The sequence below is a fragment of the Parvibaculum sp. genome (assembly GCF_049672805.1).
In the GTDB taxonomy this organism is placed as follows: domain Bacteria; phylum Pseudomonadota; class Alphaproteobacteria; order Parvibaculales; family Parvibaculaceae; genus Parvibaculum.
The window spans coordinates 1-14,858 of record NZ_JBATWS010000412.1 but is presented as its reverse complement, the minus strand read 5'-3'; the positions used below and the strand labels follow the sequence as shown (position 1 = coordinate 14,858).

General features: G+C 59.7%; 14 protein-coding genes and 1 tRNA gene. 8 read left to right on the top strand and 7 right to left on the bottom strand.

Annotated features, from left to right (window positions below; translation table 11 throughout):
* Positions 1–443, bottom strand: a 443-nt coding sequence (locus tag WBF74_RS12855; RefSeq protein WP_424440533.1) for a TetR family transcriptional regulator, incomplete at its 3' end; no start/stop codon positions are given.
* Between the two features lie 104 nt (positions 444–547).
* On the opposite strand from WBF74_RS12855, the gene WBF74_RS12850 reads away from it, so the two are divergent.
* From WBF74_RS12850 to WBF74_RS12835, 4 genes are all read left to right on the top strand, one after another.
* Complete coding sequence (locus tag WBF74_RS12850) at positions 548–1,654, top strand: NAD(P)-dependent alcohol dehydrogenase (protein ID WP_424440531.1); 1,107 nt, start codon at positions 548–550, stop codon at positions 1,652–1,654.
* A 30-nt stretch (positions 1,655–1,684) separates the two neighbouring features.
* Positions 1,685–2,929, top strand: coding sequence for an acetyl-CoA C-acetyltransferase (locus WBF74_RS12845; protein WP_424440529.1), 1,245 nt, complete (start codon positions 1,685–1,687; stop codon positions 2,927–2,929).
* 59 nt (positions 2,930–2,988) lie between these two features.
* Positions 2,989–3,408, top strand: a complete 420-nt coding sequence (locus WBF74_RS12840) for a MerR family transcriptional regulator (protein ID WP_424440527.1) — start codon at positions 2,989–2,991, stop codon at positions 3,406–3,408.
* A gap of 108 nt (positions 3,409–3,516) precedes the next feature.
* Positions 3,517–4,920 (top strand): aldehyde dehydrogenase family protein, encoded by a 1,404-nt coding sequence (locus tag WBF74_RS12835; protein ID WP_424440525.1) that lies wholly within the window; start codon positions 3,517–3,519, stop codon positions 4,918–4,920.
* Between the two features lie 66 nt (positions 4,921–4,986).
* Here WBF74_RS12835 and WBF74_RS12830 read toward each other — a convergent pair whose 3' ends face one another.
* Complete coding sequence (locus tag WBF74_RS12830) at positions 4,987–5,340, bottom strand: YbaN family protein (protein WP_424440523.1); 354 nt, start codon at positions 5,338–5,340, stop codon at positions 4,987–4,989.
* A gap of 215 nt (positions 5,341–5,555) precedes the next feature.
* On the opposite strand from WBF74_RS12830, the gene WBF74_RS12825 reads away from it, so the two are divergent.
* Positions 5,556–6,815: a ferredoxin reductase family protein gene (locus WBF74_RS12825; protein WP_424440521.1), complete on the top strand. Its 1,260-nt coding sequence runs from the start codon at positions 5,556–5,558 to the stop codon at positions 6,813–6,815.
* 24 nt (positions 6,816–6,839) lie between these two features.
* Here WBF74_RS12825 and WBF74_RS12820 read toward each other — a convergent pair.
* Positions 6,840–6,916 (bottom strand) — tRNA-Arg (locus WBF74_RS12820).
* 321 nt (positions 6,917–7,237) lie between these two features.
* Here WBF74_RS12820 and WBF74_RS12815 point away from each other — a divergent pair.
* Positions 7,238–7,753 (top strand): transposase, encoded by a 516-nt coding sequence (locus WBF74_RS12815; RefSeq protein ID WP_424440519.1) that lies wholly within the window; start codon positions 7,238–7,240, stop codon positions 7,751–7,753.
* A gap of 17 nt (positions 7,754–7,770) precedes the next feature.
* Here WBF74_RS12815 and WBF74_RS12810 read toward each other — a convergent pair whose 3' ends face one another.
* The 3 genes from WBF74_RS12810 to WBF74_RS12800 all read right to left on the bottom strand — a co-directional run bounded on the left by WBF74_RS12810 (position 7,771) and on the right by WBF74_RS12800 (position 10,396).
* The gene (locus WBF74_RS12810; protein ID WP_424440517.1) at positions 7,771–8,145 is read right to left on the bottom strand and encodes a response regulator; all 375 of its coding nucleotides are present in this window, start codon (positions 8,143–8,145) and stop codon (positions 7,771–7,773) included.
* Between the two features lie 104 nt (positions 8,146–8,249).
* On the bottom strand, positions 8,250–8,669 hold the full coding sequence (locus tag WBF74_RS12805; protein ID WP_424440515.1) for a response regulator: 420 nt from the start codon (positions 8,667–8,669) through the stop codon (positions 8,250–8,252).
* Positions 8,670–8,728: 59 nt separating this feature from the next.
* On the bottom strand, positions 8,729–10,396 hold the full coding sequence (locus WBF74_RS12800; RefSeq protein WP_424440513.1) for a pilus assembly protein TadG-related protein: 1,668 nt from the start codon (positions 10,394–10,396) through the stop codon (positions 8,729–8,731).
* A gap of 262 nt (positions 10,397–10,658) precedes the next feature.
* Here WBF74_RS12800 and WBF74_RS12795 point away from each other — a divergent pair, with 262 nt between their 5' ends.
* Positions 10,659–11,747 carry a hypothetical protein gene (locus tag WBF74_RS12795; RefSeq protein WP_424440511.1) on the top strand — a complete coding sequence of 363 codons (1,089 nt, stop codon included), beginning with the start codon at positions 10,659–10,661 and terminating at the stop codon, positions 11,745–11,747.
* A gap of 281 nt (positions 11,748–12,028) precedes the next feature.
* Here WBF74_RS12795 and WBF74_RS12790 read toward each other — a convergent pair whose 3' ends face one another.
* The gene (locus tag WBF74_RS12790) at positions 12,029–13,705 is read right to left on the bottom strand and encodes a ShlB/FhaC/HecB family hemolysin secretion/activation protein (protein WP_424440509.1); all 1,677 of its coding nucleotides are present in this window, start codon (positions 13,703–13,705) and stop codon (positions 12,029–12,031) included.
* Positions 13,706–14,298: 593 nt separating this feature from the next.
* Here WBF74_RS12790 and cpaB point away from each other — a divergent pair.
* The coding region (cpaB, locus tag WBF74_RS12785; RefSeq protein WP_424440507.1) for a Flp pilus assembly protein CpaB at positions 14,299–14,858 on the top strand (560 nt) is incomplete at its 3' end.

The window sequence follows — 14,858 nt, the reverse complement described above, 5'->3', positions numbered from 1 at the left end:
GCCTCGATCAGTTCCTTCGCGGTGCGTGCAAGAGGCTCCGCGAAGAAGGTTGTGATCTCTCGCGCACGCTCTTCCGAGCTGTCACGCATCAGCACCGTCAGCAGCCGGTAGAGATAGGGATAGCGGAAAAAGGTGCGGATAACGCCTGCAATATGCCGCCGCAGCTTTTCGGCAGGTTTCATGTCGAGAGACAGAAGCCGGTCGAGTTCGTTGAGCGCCGTGGTGGCGTCCCGCTTGGCAAGCTCCAGCAACAAACCTTCCTTGCCCCCGAAATAATAGCTGACCAGGGCGACATTCACTTCCGCCCGCGCCGCAATATCGCTCAGGGGCACGTCAATGGTCTGGCGCTCGCTCATGACCAGGCTTGCCGCATCCAGCAGCAAATCCCGCGCAGCGGGGCGCTGGGGCGCCGCCCGCGCCTTCCCCTTTTCATGCCCCTCCACGAAAGGCCTCCTTGCAGGACCGCGATTTTCGATTTAAATGTAGATTTAAATTTTTAAATGCGCCATTAAAAATAACCGCGCAAGCGGATTTTGGGGAGGCAGGCATGAAGGTCACAGCGGCGGTTGCGCGCGCCCCCGAGGCGGATTTCAGCCTCGAGGAGCTCGATATCGACGATCCAAGGCCGGATGAAATTCTGGTCCGTGTGGTCGGCGTGGGCCTCTGCCATACAGATCTCGTCTTCAAGGCGTCCCAGACCATCGCGCTGCCCGCTGTTTTCGGCCATGAAGGCTCAGGGTTTGTCGAAAAGGTCGGAAGTGCGGTCACGAAGGTCGCGCCGGGGGACCGGGTTGCCATCACCTTCCGCTCCTGCGGCGAGTGTCCGCGCTGCGATGCGGGTGACGCCGCCTATTGTCACACCATGCCGATGCTCAACTATGCCGGCATGAGGCCCGATGGCAGCAAGGCGCTTCGTGCGGGCAGCGAGGAGATTGCGAGCCATTTCTTCGGCCAGTCCTCCTTTGCCACCCATTGCATCACCTATGAGCGCAATGTGGTGAAGGTGCCCGAGAGCTTCCCGCTGGAGCTTGCCGGCCCCCTTGGCTGCGGCATCCAGACAGGCGCGGGCGGCATCATGCGCTCGCTTGCCTGTGAGAAGGGCTCATCGCTTCTCGTGCTGGGTGGGGGCGCGGTTGGCCTTTCCGCCGTGATGGGCGCGGTGGTGCAGGGTTGCGAAACCATCATCGTGCTTGAACCGCATGAGGCGCGCCGCAAGCTCGCGCTTGAACTCGGCGCGACCCATGCGCTTGATCCGGCAGAAGCAACTGATCTTCCTGCCGCCATTCGCGCGATTCTGCCTGCGGGTGTCGATTACGCTTTCGACACGACAGGCATTCCGCCGCTTCTTCAGGCAACGATGGGTTGCCTTGCGCCCAAGGGCACGCTCGGCGTTGTCGGCATTGCTCCGCCCGGAACGCCCATGCCGGGCGACCTGATGACGGCCGTTACCTTCGGCCACACGGTGAAGGGCATTATCGAGGGCGACAGCGACCCCGATACTTTCATTCCCGAATTGATGGAGCTGCACGGTCAGGGAAAGCTGCCATTTGACCGGCTCGTCAAAACCTATCCGCTGAGCGAGATCAATCAGGCCATTGCCGACCAGCATGCAGGCAAATGTGTGAAGGTCGTTCTTCTCACGGGACAGAAATAAAACAGGTTACCGAAACAGGGAGATACATGAATGTCCGACGCATATATCATTGACGCCTGCCGCACACCGCGCGGCATTGGCAAGGTGGGCAAAGGCTCGCTTGCCCATCTGCATCCGCAGCATCTTGCTCGCACCGTGCTGGCAGCCCTTGCCGAGCGCAACAATCTGAACACCGCCGAAGTGGACGACGTGATCTGGGGCACTTCTTCCCAGCGCGGCGCGCAGGGCGGTGACATGGGCCGCATGGCAGCGCTTGATGCGGGCTATGATATTCGCGCCTCTGGCGTGACGCTTGACCGTTTCTGCGGCTCGGGCATCACGACGGTGAACCTTGCCGCAGCGCAGATCATGTCCGGCATGGAAGATCTCGTCATTGCGGGCGGCACCGAAATGATGAGCTACACCTCGGCGACCGCAGACCCGAAGACGCCACCGATGATGGATGCCGGCAACCTCTCGCTGCGCAAGAAGCATCCGCAGTCGCAGCAGGGCGTTTGCGCCGACGCGATTGCAACGCTCGAAGGCATCGACCGCAAGGCGGTGGACGAGCTTGCTCTCCTCTCGCAGCAGCGCGCGGCCAAGGCCATTGAAGAGGGCCGTTTCAACAAGTCGCTCGTCACCGTTTACAATGACGACGGTTCGGTCGCCCTCGACCATGAAGAGTTCCCGCGTCCGCAGACGACGCTTGAAGGTCTTGCCAGCCTGAAGCCGTCCTTCGAAGCATGGGCGGGCATTCCCGTTGATGCGGAAGGCACGACCTATGGCGATCTGATCCGCAAGAAGTATCCGCAGCTCACCAAGATCAACCACATCCACCATGCCGGTAACTCGTCCGGCGTCGTGGACGGCGCGGCGGCGATCCTGCTTGCCTCCAAGCGCTATGCGGAGAAGAACGGCCTGAAGCCGCGTGCGCGCATCGTTGCAACGGCGAATATGGGTGACTGCCCGACGCTGATGCTCAACGCGCCGGTTCCCGCCGCAAAGAAGGTTCTCGAAAAGGCCGGTCTCAAGGTTGAGGATATCGACCTCTTCGAAATCAATGAGGCCTTTGCCGTTGTCGCCGAAAAGTTCATCCGTGATCTGAATCTTGATCGCGAAAAGGTGAATGTGAATGGCGGCGCCTGCGCGCTCGGCCATCCCATCGGCGCAACCGGCTCGATCCTCATCGGCACCGTGCTTGATGAGCTTGAGCGCCAGGACAAGCGCTACGGCCTCGTCACCATGTGCGCGGCAGGTGGCATGGCGCCGGCCGTCATCATCGAACGTCTCAAGTAACAGTGGTTCAATGGGCGGAAGAGCTTCTTCCGCCCGATCCTTTACGGGGGTTGCATCACATGACCTACACGATCACCGAACTCGCCAATGAATTCGGCATTACGCACCGCACATTGCGCTTCTATGAGGAGAAGGGGCTGATCGAGCCGGAACGGCGTGGTCAGACACGGATCTATTCGGCACGCGACCGGGCTCGTCTCCGGCTGATCCTCAATGGTCGTGAACTCGGCCTGACGCTCTATGAGATCAGGCAGATCCTTGATTCCTACCGCAAGGATGATCTGAGCGAGCAGAACCGGATTGCCTCAAACTTCTTCCGCAAGCGGCTTGCCGCTGTGAAGGAGCAGCGTCGCCGCGTCGAAAACCAGATCACGCGTCTGCAGGCTGCCTGCGAGCGGTTTGGCGGCGAGAGCATCAAGGCGTCCGTCCCCTCGTCGCACCGCGCCTCCGAGCCGGAGCTTCGGACGGGCACGCATTGACCGACCGTAATTTCTGAATCGTCAATGAGGCCGGACGGAGCTAGTCTTTGTCCGGCCTTAATTATAAGAGCGCTCCGGCGAACGGAGCTTATAGGGAGAATGGAAGGCATGAGCGAATACAAGCTCCTCATCAACGGAAAGCTCGTCGATGGCGCGAAAACATCGAATGTCCTGAATCCGGCCACGGAAGAACCTGTCGCCGCCTGTCCGCGCGCCTCGGAAGCGCAGCTCAATGAAGCGGTCGCCGCCGCCAAGGCCGCCTTCCCGGCCTGGAGCGCGAAATCGCTCGATGAGCGCAAGAAAGTGCTCAACGCCATCGCTGATGTGATCGAGGCAAATGCCTCCGATCTCGCCCGCCTGCTGACGCAGGAACAGGGCAAGCCCATCGGTGATGCAACGGGTGAAGTTTATGGCACCGCCGCCTTCTTCCGCTATTTCACGGCGCTTGATCTGCCGGTGAAGGTGATCGAGGACAGCGAGGGCAAGCGTGTTGAAGCGCATCGTCGTCCGCTCGGTGTCATCGGTGCCATCGTGCCGTGGAACTTCCCGATGATCCTCATGGCCTTCAAGCTGCCGCCCGCCCTTCTCGCAGGCAACACGGTGGTGCTGAAGCCTGCACCGACCACGCCGCTCACTTCGCTGAAGCTCGGCGCGCTCATCAAGGACATTGTCCCCGCAGGCGTCGTCAACATCCTTGCCGATGAAAATGATCTCGGTGCTCCGCTCACTGCGCATCCGGATGTACGCAAGATTTCCTTTACCGGCTCCACCGCGACCGGCCAGAAGGTGATGGCGGGCGCAGCCGGTCTCCTCAAGCGCATCACGCTCGAACTCGGCGGGAATGACGCAGGCATCGTGCTGGATGACGTGAACCCGAAGGAAGCCGCGCCAAAACTCTTCCAGAGCGCCTTCCAGAATTCGGGTCAGGTCTGCATCGCCATGAAGCGGCTCTATGTGCATGAAAGCATCTATGACGAAATGTGCGAGGAGCTTGCCACCATCGCGAACAATACCGTTGTCGGTGATGGTCTGGAGCAGGGCACGCAGCTCGGGCCGCTTCAGAACCGTATGCAGTTCGAGAAGGTGAAGGCACTGATCGACGAGGCGAAAAAGGATGGCAAGGTGATCGCCGGGGGCGATGTGCCGTCCGACAAGGGCTATTTCATCCGCCCGACCATCGTGCGCGACATCACCGATGGGTCCCGCCTTGTTGATGAAGAGCAATTCGGTCCCGTGCTTCCGGTCATCAAATATTCGGACCCGGAAGATGCAATCGCCCGCGCGAACGCATCGCCTTACGGTCTTGGCGGTTCGATCTGGTCGGCCGACACCAACAAGGCCTATGAGCTTGCGACCAAGCTTGAAAGCGGCACGGTATGGGTGAACAAGCATGCCGAGCTTGCACCGAACATTCCCTTTGGCGGTGCGCGCCTTTCGGGCATCGGGTCGGAGCTTGGCGAGGAAGGCCTTGCCGAGTTCACGCAGCTCAAGATCATCAATGTGGCGAAGTAAGCCGCATCGGCTTCGCGTTGAGCGCCGCCTCCCGGAAACGGGTGGCGGCGTTTTCGTTTCAGGCGGTCAGACCTCGGGCCGGGTCCAGATCCAGGTACCGCAAATCAGCATGGCCGCAAGCGGCGCGAGCGACCAGGGAAGCGGTGCGAAGATGAGCGCGATGACAGCGCTCACAGCAAAGGCCATGAGAGCCGCCTGCTTGCCCTTGCGCGAGATGGCGCCCCTCTCGCGCCAGTCACGAATATGTTTTCCGAAAACGGGATGCTCCACCAGCCACCGCTCCAGCCGCTCATTGCTGCGCGCAAAGCAGAACGCCGCAAGGATGATGAAGGGAACGGTCGGCAGCAGCGGCAGGATCACACCGAGCCCGCCAAGGCCAAGCGCGACAAAGCCGCCAATAAGATAAAGCGTCCTCGACATAAACCCTGCCTGACCGCCCGCCCGCTGAGATGGCTCGCTGTAGCGGATGATAATGAAAGTTGATCTCGATTATCTCACAAGGGGGCGGCGCGCCAAAACTGCGACTTGTGCGCGCGGGTGTCAGGAACGGTCAGTTAACGAATTGACCGCCCCTCATTCTGCGTCCCATGCTGGAGAGGCAGGCCATTCACTGCCGCAACCATGGAGCTGCCATCATGAAATCGTGGCATGCGGTCTTTACGATCATCGCCATCAGCCTCGTTCTGACCTTGATTTCGGTTCCGGCAGAAACATGGCTGACCATCGCAACGCTGAGCCTTGCGAGCGGCGTTTCCGCACTGGCGCTGATGGCCTGTGCAACCATTCTCGCGGCGCGATGGGCGGTAGTTGAAAGCTGCTTCGGCGGGCTCGACCGTGTTTATGATGCCCACAAATGGATTGCCGTGGCGGCTCTTTCTCTCGCCTCGATCCACCTTCTCTTCAAGGCTGGCGATCCTCTGTGGCAGGTGGGGGTGATCCTCGATCTGCCATCCGGATGGACCCGTTTCGTCAGGCAGGCAAGTTTCGTTGCCGTGATGAGCATTGTCTTGCTCGCACTCAACCGGAACATTCGCTACAGCACATGGCGCTGGTGGCACCGCCTGTCAGGGCCGCTTTTCCTCATCGTGATTTTTCACTGGCTCAGCATCAAGTCACCCGTCGCACTTGTCAGCCCCGCCGGTCTGTGGCTGGCAGGGCTCTCGGCGCTCGCTGTCATCGCTGCTGCCTACAAGCTGCTGCTCTACCCGCTGGTGGCGCGCCATGGTCACTACGAGGTTGTCAGTGTCTCGCGGGGTGCAAGTGCGGCAGAAATCGAACTGGCTCCCATGAGCCATCGCGCAAGTTTTCAGCCGGGCCATTTCGGCTTCCTGCGCATGAATGTTGACGGACTGCGCGAGCCGCATCCATTCACCATTGCATCGGGTCCTCGTGAAGACGGGAGGATCTGTTTCGTCATCCGCGCTCTCGGTGACTACACGACCGAGCTTGTCTCACGGGTCGAACCGGGAATGCATGCGGATGTCTATGCCCCCTATGGCCGCTTCGAGAGAAAGCCGGATTGCGCCCACGAAATCTGGATCGGCGGCGGCGTAGGCATATCGCCCTTTATCGCTTGGCTGAGAGACGAGGAAGCGACCGGCTTTGATCGGGTGACGCTGTTCTATTTCTTCACACCGGGCCGCGCTTTTCCCGAAGTGGATGTGCTGAAGGAAATGGCTGAAAAGCGCGGCATAGAGTTCATACCCGTTTCCGCCGGACCCAATTCGGAGATGTTCACAAGGCGCTTTGCCGAACTTGTGACAGGAGCCGACAAGGCCTCGCTGGACATAGCGGTGTGCGGTCCGAAGGGACTGCTCGGCGCGATCCGCGCCCGCGCGGAAAACCACGGCTTCCCCGCCCGGCTCATCCGCCACGAACTCTTCGCCTTCCGCTGATTTGCCGCAACTAACGGGAGTAAATGGCGCACCCGACACGATTCGAACGTGTGACCTCTGCCTTCGGAGGGCAGCGCTCTATCCAGCTGAGCTACGGGTGCCTGAGGCCGGGGAGAACCCGATCCGGCGAAGCGGGCGCAAGGTAGAACAAAGCGGCGGGCCAAACAACTGTGTGTTTCAGCTGATTTGATCAGGGCGTCCGTGCCCCCTTTCTGCTATCCGGCGACCCACCGGCCGGTCTGCCCCGTGGGGGCTTCCCCTGTGCTGCGCCGCCCTGCGTGAGCCGCGGTTACACAATTCGACCTAATTCCCAATGACTTGAGCGGCACCCAAATCAAGATTGGTCAACGGCTGTGTGAATGCCCGGCAATGTGCCGGCGCGTTTACGCCCTTGCAGCCGGGGAGCGGGCGGCGACTTTCGCATGGGTGCGGTGACAAAGAGGCGGGTGACAATGGTGCATGAGGCTTATCAGGAACGCCATTTCGGCATGAATGAACATCGCTCCGAGCGGCCGCGCTCGGTGGCGGACATGCTGGAGTCCGAAGAAACGAGCCGCGCTCTGCTGGAGCGGGCGCGCTGGCCGGAGGGTCCGGTCTGCCCGGGCTGTGGCGCGAAGAATGCCGCAAGCCGCCTGAGCACAAGGCCGGGGCTATGGACATGCAAGGCGTGCCGTCGCTGCCAGTACAGCGTCACATCAGGCACGCATCTCCATCGCTCGCGACTGCCTGTATCGGTCTGGGTGAAGTTCTTTCACCTCACCCATATTGCCAACCGGACACTGACAGCTTCACAGGTCAGTCGCCGCTATAATGTCGCTTACCTCACCGCGAAGAGCATGTTGCGGCGGATCGAGGCGATGAAGGCCGACAGGCCGGAGATGATGGAGCGGCTCGAAACCCTGCTGCGCGATCTCGAAAAAGAGACAGGGCAGGATTAGGGCGCGAGAAAGCGTGCTCAGGCCGCGTTGCTGCGGCCGAGCGCGTTTTGCAGGAAGCCGGTGATCTGCGCGACAGGCACCGGCTTGCGGAACACGGCGACGGCGCCGCAATCGGCCAGGCTCGCATAATCGTATTTTTCCGCTTCGCCCGTCATCAGAATGGTCACGACTTTATGGTCGAGGCCGCGCGCCGCTTCGGCTACGCGCACGCCATCCCATCCCGGCATGTTGACATCCAGCATCAATGCGCGCGGACGCATCCGGGTAATCATCCCGATTGCCTCATGGCCGTCCGATGCTTCGATAACGTCGAAGCCGCGACCGCGCAGAAACTCGGCCATTTCCTGCAACTGAAAGGGATCGTCGTCTGCGACCAGCACACAGGCACGCATCTTCTGTCCTCACATGGGGCACACGGCCGATACCGCGCACCATGGGACCATCAAACGCCATGGGGTTTAACCTCGGGTAAATCCCTGCGTTCCCTCGCGGGACATCAATGTCGAGTTTTGTGAGCGTCGCCGGAAGCAGGCGCAACTGCGTGGAGGTGGCGTTGCTGAAGCAGCCGGTCGAGCGCCTGCAGCGCAAAGGGTTTGTTCAAGGTGCCAAGCAGGCAAATATTGTGCGCTTCGCCAAGGGCACGGCCTGTATCAAGCAAACCGTCGCGCGCACCCGACATGAGGATCACGGCTGTCTCCGTCTTGCGTGGACTCTTTGCCAGCATCAGCAATGCCTCGACACCATTGAAATCGGGCATGTGAACATCAAGCAGGATGAGATCCGGCGCAAACTCTTCCAGCAGCACGGCAAAATCCCGCTCCTCATTTCGCGTGCGCGTCTCATAGCCCCGTATGCGCAATGCTTCCGCACATTCCTGTGCGAGATCATCATCATCATCGAAAATCACTGCGCGCATTTCTTTGCTCTTCTTCGAAATGAGGGCTGGCGGAAATGTGAACCACGATCATATGCGGCCTAACCCACCAGCGTCGGCGCGTTGCACTTCGCGCCATGAACAATCATGTCCATTGCGCCTAGCTTGATACCAAGAGTGTCAAGAAGTGGGTTGATAATATGGCTTTCCAGAGGAGCAAGCGCACCTCCTATAGCAGACAGCAGGGCCGATAAGACTGTTCCTAAAGGCGTCAGATTCAGTATTCCGAGCAAGCTCAGATTGGTGATGCTCAATGCGCTGCCTAGCTGTCCGAACAGGTTTATGTTTGAGTTATTCGGTGTCGGCACAGGCTTGCCGTAGTCAGACACCGTAAATGGAATGTTGTGAGGTCCGTTTGGATTAACAGGTACCGAACCACTTATGCGAAAACTTAGCAAGATCGGAACGCTTATAGTGGCTTCGTTGGTACTGCTCGTGCCGATTCTGAGAAGGCCCGCATCAGTTGCTCCTGACAGAATAACTTGAGTGCCCCCCGTTATGCACGGGATGCTTGCAACGGTAGCGGTGCCTCTTCCCGCCTGAAGATAGATTGGAATATTCAGTATACGGCCAAGAAGAGGAACATTAACTCCAGCCTGAAGCTGAATGCTGACCTGTGCGGTGCTGACCGAATCTCCGACTTTTCCGAGCGCCATATGGGCCATCGGTTCGCCAACGCTGACCGATCCCGTAACGGATGCCAGTGTAGCAACGTTTACATTCGTGTTGAAGCCCACCGCCTTGCCCGTGCCAAGGATCATCGCGCTGCCGGAGAGAAGGTCGAGGACATTGTAGGGAATATCATTCCCCACGGCAGACTGGACGGAGCCGATGGTACGGTTCACGAAGGGTGTGGCGTCGAGAAGCTGGTTCACGGGCACAGTTGCATTGCTCACCGGGCTGAGTGCCGTCTGCAAGGCGAGTTTGGCGGCAGAAGGATTGCCGCTCGCCGTCTCGCCATTCAGCACATCGATTGCCGCATCAAGAATATCTCCCGCAGTGACAGTCGTGCCGAGAAGATCGCCATAGGTGTCCGAACCGACATCAAGCCCCACTTCAGAAGCAAGCGCATCGAGAAAGGTGAGCGCACCGATATTCGTGTCGGCAAGTGCGTTGTAGTCGATCAGGGAAAGGTTGAGCGTGGTCCCGAGCAGGCCACCAAGCACCTGATTGGCAATCCCTTCATTCAGCGAGGCGATTCTCGTTCCCGCCGAGAACGACACATATTTGTTCAACGCCGCGACAGCCACCGTCTCGATTTGCGTCATGTCGCCAAAGCCGAAGAGCCGCGCGAAATAGGTGGGAGAGTCGGTCAGTTGGCGCACACGCACCGCATTGATGTTCGCGGCGCTCACCAGCGTTCCGTCGCTCGCCGTCTCGCCGATCTCGAAATAGCGCTCGGCGGGTGCGCGTGAGGCATCCGATACATAATAGATGCCTCTCGCTTGCACATTCTCCGTCGCGTAATCATTGAGGCTGAATATCGCTTCCGCTGCGGCTTGAGGATTGTCGAGCTGGCGTACCGCGCCGAGCGCGGCGGCGTCTGTTGCGGCCTGTTGCTGGCGCTTTGCATAGAGAAGCGCGCCCGTATCAACCACGATCATCGCAACGGCGAGCGCGAGCATCAACATCAGCGCGCCCATCACGGAAATGACGCCGCTCTCATCTTTCCCGAAATGTGGGAGAACGGATTGAGACAGCCGCGTCATGCTTTCCTCCAGAGCTTGGCCGCAGATCGTGCCACATCGGGCAGAGATCGCCTATCTAGGCATTCGAGATGTTAGCGGAGGATTAACCCGAAATCTTCCGCACACGCATCATGGAAAATCACAAGTGCACCATTGTTAAGGTCGCGCACACAAAAGGACATAAGCCGACACGCTATTGCGAACCACTCCCCTAAAAGGAAAGGGATGAAAACGGCAAAGGCCGTGCGCCTTGCCGGAGCCGGAGGGTGTGAGGGAGAAAGCCATGTCGGGACGTGTTCTTGTTGCCTCTGTGATCTGTCTTGGTCTTGCGGGCTGCGCTGACAAGATTTCCATGTCGTCGGAAGTGGGAGGAAGCGGCAGCCGTAGCCTTGTCAGCAGCGTCACTTCTCCCGGTGCGGGCGGGGGCGGCACAAGCGGTCTTGGCGTCACGGGCAATGAAGGCGTACTTGGCAACGTGCTGGGCACTGATCCGGTCGGCGGTCTTCTTGAAGCAGGGCTTGGGCAGGGCAATCTGGTCAGTGCCATTCTGGGATCAACCGGCGGAACCGGCCTCCTTCCTTCCGCCGCGGCTGTGCTCGCAGGTGAGTCCGGTGCGGAACTCACAGGACTTGGCATTTTCGGTTCGGGCGGGCTTGTGTCCGATCTAGCAGGCACGGACCTTCTTGGTGGCGCGCTTGATACGAGCGGTGTTCTCGGCGCGAGCCTTGCGGGCGGCAATGACGGGCTTCTCGGGTCCATTCTCGATGCGCAGGGCATCGGCGCGCCGCTCGCATCACTCACACAGCCTCTGACGGCGGCGCTGCCGGGAGGAACGCTGCCCCTCAATACGCTGACGGAGGGTCTCTCGAGCGCCCCGGCGCTTGGTGTGACTGGGTCGGGCGGCCTGGTTGCCGATCTGATCGGCGTTGATCTCGTCGGCAATCTTGTGGGCACGAACAACCCGCTGTCCGGCGGAAACAGCGGTCTCGTGGGCAATCTTGTGCCCGTGTCCGAGCCGCCGCTTGGTGTCGTTGGCGATGCCGCCACTGGCGTTCTCGGTATTGTCTCAGGAAGCCAGTCTTCGCCGCTTGCGGGCGCACTGGAGCCTGCCATGCCGGGTCTCGGCGCGCTTCTGGGCGGCGTGAACAACACGGTTGGCAGTGTCGCCGCCCCCGCGCAACAGGTGCTCGGTTCCGCCCCGGTTCTGGGTGATCTCCTCGGCACGCCTGCTGCACCCGCGCCGGGCGCCGCCCAGGGCGGGGTGCTGGAACCGGTCACCGGGGTGATTTCCTCGGTCCCCGTCGTGGGCGATGCACTTGCCCCGGTCACCGGCGCATTGGGCGGCCTTGGCGGATTGCTCGGCAGGCGCTAAAATAAAGCTTGCGAATAAAAGGCCCGGCGAAAGCCGGGCCTTTTTCACGTGCGGTCCATGGCCGCCGGGAAGTATTCGGGCTCTTGATTAGTCCTAAATGCATTGCCGCCGCTTGCGCGACTTCTCGCAACGAGGCCGCCAGGTGGCGTTCAGAAGCTCCCCGTCATTGCGAAGAAAGCGAAGCAATCCAGAGCCGCAGACGTTGTGGCCCACGGCTCGGGATTGCATTCACCACCCAAAGGGACTGTTTGCGCTGACGTGCGGTGCTTCGAGGCGCCGCCTCAGAAGCGCACCTCGAAGGAGACGAACAGCCGCGGATCCTTGTCGCTCTGGGAGAGCGGCACGCGGTTGATGGGCTTGTCGAGCTCGATCCCGAAGGAGAGCCAGCGGCGATTGGAGAAGTTCACGCCGATGCCCGTGGAGAAAAGCCGCGCATCGCCCTGCCTGTCCACATCCGTGTTCCAGACATTGGCGTGATCGACGAATGTATAGGGCGTGATGGACCAGCCACCCAGCGCCTCGCTTTCGAAGCGGTAGCTCGCCTGAATGGAGGCACCAAGCCCGCTATCACCGCTCACTTCCGAATTATTGTAGCCACGGGCAAAGCGCGTGCCGCCAAAGGTGATTTCTTCGGAGCTGAAAAGCGAGTCGGGGCTGTATTGCCCTTCCGTCCGCAGAGTGAGAAGCATCCGTTCCGTCGCAGCATAGTTCACCGTGGCACCAGCTTGCAGCTTGAGGAAATTCGCCGTCGCACCAAGGCGGGAATGCGGCGTGTTCTCCGGCCCCGCATCGAGAACGGAAAAGCCTTTGGTGAGGCGCATATGTGTGCCGACTGTCACGTCCTGCCCGATACGCGAGCTGTAATTCGCTCCGATATGAGCAGCGCGCACGGCATCCCTGCTGAATGTGAAGCCGTTCAGCACATTTTCTGCATCCGTGTAATAGACGCCGAAAAAGGTGTTGAGCGTTTCCTTCGTCGCGCGGATGAGCGGATAGGAAAGTAGGAAATCCGCCTGCTTGCTCACGCTGACAAGCTCGATGCCGGCCGGCAGGTCCGGTTGTTCCGAACTTGCATAGGAAAGACCACCCGAGGCGCGCAGTCCATCCGTGCCGATGAAGCTCGAAAATGCACCGCGCACATATTGCTGCCGCTCGATTTCCGGCGTCGCCAGAACAGTCAGCGAGAACTGGTCACCATAGCCGAAAATATTGTTGAGAAAGCCCGTGAGGTAGGCCTGAAACGGTGCGGAATCCAGATTTGCACGATTGTCCACAGCCGTGGAGGCCGAGAGCTTTTCGCTCGTCACATCAAGCGCGAGCGTTGCGGCGCCTGAGTAGATATCCATGGATTGCAGACGTCCATCGAGCGTCACGCCCGGTATGTCGCTGATGAGCAGCAGATAACGCTCCAGCGTTTCCTGACGGAGCGGGTTCTCGGCAACGATACGGCGGCTGAACTCTTCAACCATGCGCCGCACGGCTTCATCATCGGCCTTGATGCGGATCTCGCCGATATATCCCTCAACAATGCGCACGATCAGCGTGCCGCCTTTTGCAACCTGCGCCGGAATATAAGCCCGGCCCAGCGCATATCCTTCCTTCGCATAGATGGCGTTGACACGATCAAGCGCCGCGCGGAGCTGTCCTGCCGTTATCGGCTGGTTGAGCAGATCATCGAAAGCGGAAGCAAGTATCTGCTCGTCAATGACAGTGGCGCCGACGATGCGCACATTCGAAACCTTGAAGTCGAGAAGCTTTTCCGATGCATCGGGAAGGCCGAGTTCCTCGCGGAGCTTCGGTGTTTCGCGGCGCTCGAGTTCCGGGGCAGGCGGCGGCGGAGAGAGAACCGTGCCGGGCGAGGGCAGGTTCAGCGGGCCAACGCTCTGCGCCAGCGCCGGATGACACATCATGGCAACCCCGGAAGCTGCCGCCAGAAAAATGCTCTTGCTACGGAACATGTCCTCTCCCTCACCAGATATTCCCTGAACTGATCGTACAAGTCAGGGAGAGGCAATAAAGATGAGTACTGTATTTAATTTGAGTAACACGGAGCATTCCGTACACGAATGTCGAGATGTGTGAGTTATGTCGATTATTCGGGCTAAAAAGCGTCACATTTCTGATCGATATCTTGCACACACAATTGGTTCTGCGTCCTAGCCTGTATCAGACGAAAGACAGGAAGTATTTGCAGGGCAGCTCTGTTTGTTGCGTTCGAGTGACTGGCGGCTTTTCCGGGCTGGAAACGAAAGGCACCGATCCACTGCGGAAATCATCTTCATACGAACTCTGCTTCGCACCATCGGTGTGTGAGTTGAATACATCAATTTTATTGAAATATTCGTTCTGTAATCATCAAGTGCGTAGTTGAAGTACTCATTTAATTATTGTCGCCAATTCAAACAAAACGAGCGTTTTACCTAAAATGACCGGTTTAGTATTGGGGTGTTAGCAATTTGTTGACCGTTTCCATTCGTAATTGATCCGAGTTGGAGGAACCGTCGACTCGACGGGCAGGGGTCGCCGCGCGATCCGGGAGGAGGAAGAGGGCATGAACGTCGCAAGACGGATCCAGCAAAATCCTGGTGCTTTGGTTGTGGTGGGCGTGGGTCTCATCGCAGCCGCGCTGGTATTGATCTGGCTCAATCTCTCAGCCCGCAACGAGGCATCTGTATCTTCCGCCGAGGCGCCGGCTGTCGCCGATCGGCCGGCGTCGTCCGAAGTCATTGTCGCGATGCGGGACATTGTGCGCGGTCAGGCGATCACCTCCGGTGATTTGACAACGCGGCGTCTGGAAGGGACAGCACCCGGCGGCAGCTTCGCGGACCGGGAACAGATTATCGGCCGCGTCGCGACGAGAGATATTCGCGCCTCGCAACTCGTCCTGAATGCGGATCTGAGCGCCGATCCCGTCAATGCAGGCATCGCAGCGCTCGTGCCCGAAGGCCAGCGCGCCTTCGCGATCCGCGTTGCCGAAGAAGATATCGCCGGCGGCTTTTTGCAGGCGGGCGACCATGTGGATGTTTTCGTGACATTGCCGGGCGCGGTCTATGGCCAGCAGGCAGGGCTTGGCGGGCCGAGGGAAGATCAGAGCAAAAGCGCGCTGCTGTT

What these genes read in the sequence shown, in the direction of transcription:
- WBF74_RS12800 (WP_424440513.1), bottom strand. Translation starts at nt 10,396, where the DNA reads ATGACGCGGCTGTCTCAATCCGTTCTCCCACATTTCGGGAAAGATGAG.
- WBF74_RS12830 (WP_424440523.1), bottom strand. Translation starts at nt 5,340, where the DNA reads ATGTCGAGGACGCTTTATCTTATTGGCGGCTTTGTCGCGCTTGGCCTT.
- WBF74_RS12810 (WP_424440517.1), bottom strand. Translation starts at nt 8,145, where the DNA reads ATGCGTGCCTGTGTGCTGGTCGCAGACGACGATCCCTTTCAGTTGCAG.
- WBF74_RS12835 (WP_424440525.1), top strand. Translation starts at nt 3,517, where the DNA reads ATGAGCGAATACAAGCTCCTCATCAACGGAAAGCTCGTCGATGGCGCG.
- WBF74_RS12840 (WP_424440527.1), top strand. Translation starts at nt 2,989, where the DNA reads ATGACCTACACGATCACCGAACTCGCCAATGAATTCGGCATTACGCAC.
- WBF74_RS12790 (WP_424440509.1), bottom strand. Translation starts at nt 13,705, where the DNA reads ATGTTCCGTAGCAAGAGCATTTTTCTGGCGGCAGCTTCCGGGGTTGCC.
- WBF74_RS12825 (WP_424440521.1), top strand. Translation starts at nt 5,556, where the DNA reads ATGAAATCGTGGCATGCGGTCTTTACGATCATCGCCATCAGCCTCGTT.
- WBF74_RS12815 (WP_424440519.1), top strand. Translation starts at nt 7,238, where the DNA reads ATGGGTGCGGTGACAAAGAGGCGGGTGACAATGGTGCATGAGGCTTAT.
- WBF74_RS12850 (WP_424440531.1), top strand. Translation starts at nt 548, where the DNA reads ATGAAGGTCACAGCGGCGGTTGCGCGCGCCCCCGAGGCGGATTTCAGC.
- WBF74_RS12795 (WP_424440511.1), top strand. Translation starts at nt 10,659, where the DNA reads ATGTCGGGACGTGTTCTTGTTGCCTCTGTGATCTGTCTTGGTCTTGCG.
- WBF74_RS12845 (WP_424440529.1), top strand. Translation starts at nt 1,685, where the DNA reads ATGTCCGACGCATATATCATTGACGCCTGCCGCACACCGCGCGGCATT.
- WBF74_RS12805 (WP_424440515.1), bottom strand. Translation starts at nt 8,669, where the DNA reads ATGCGCGCAGTGATTTTCGATGATGATGATGATCTCGCACAGGAATGT.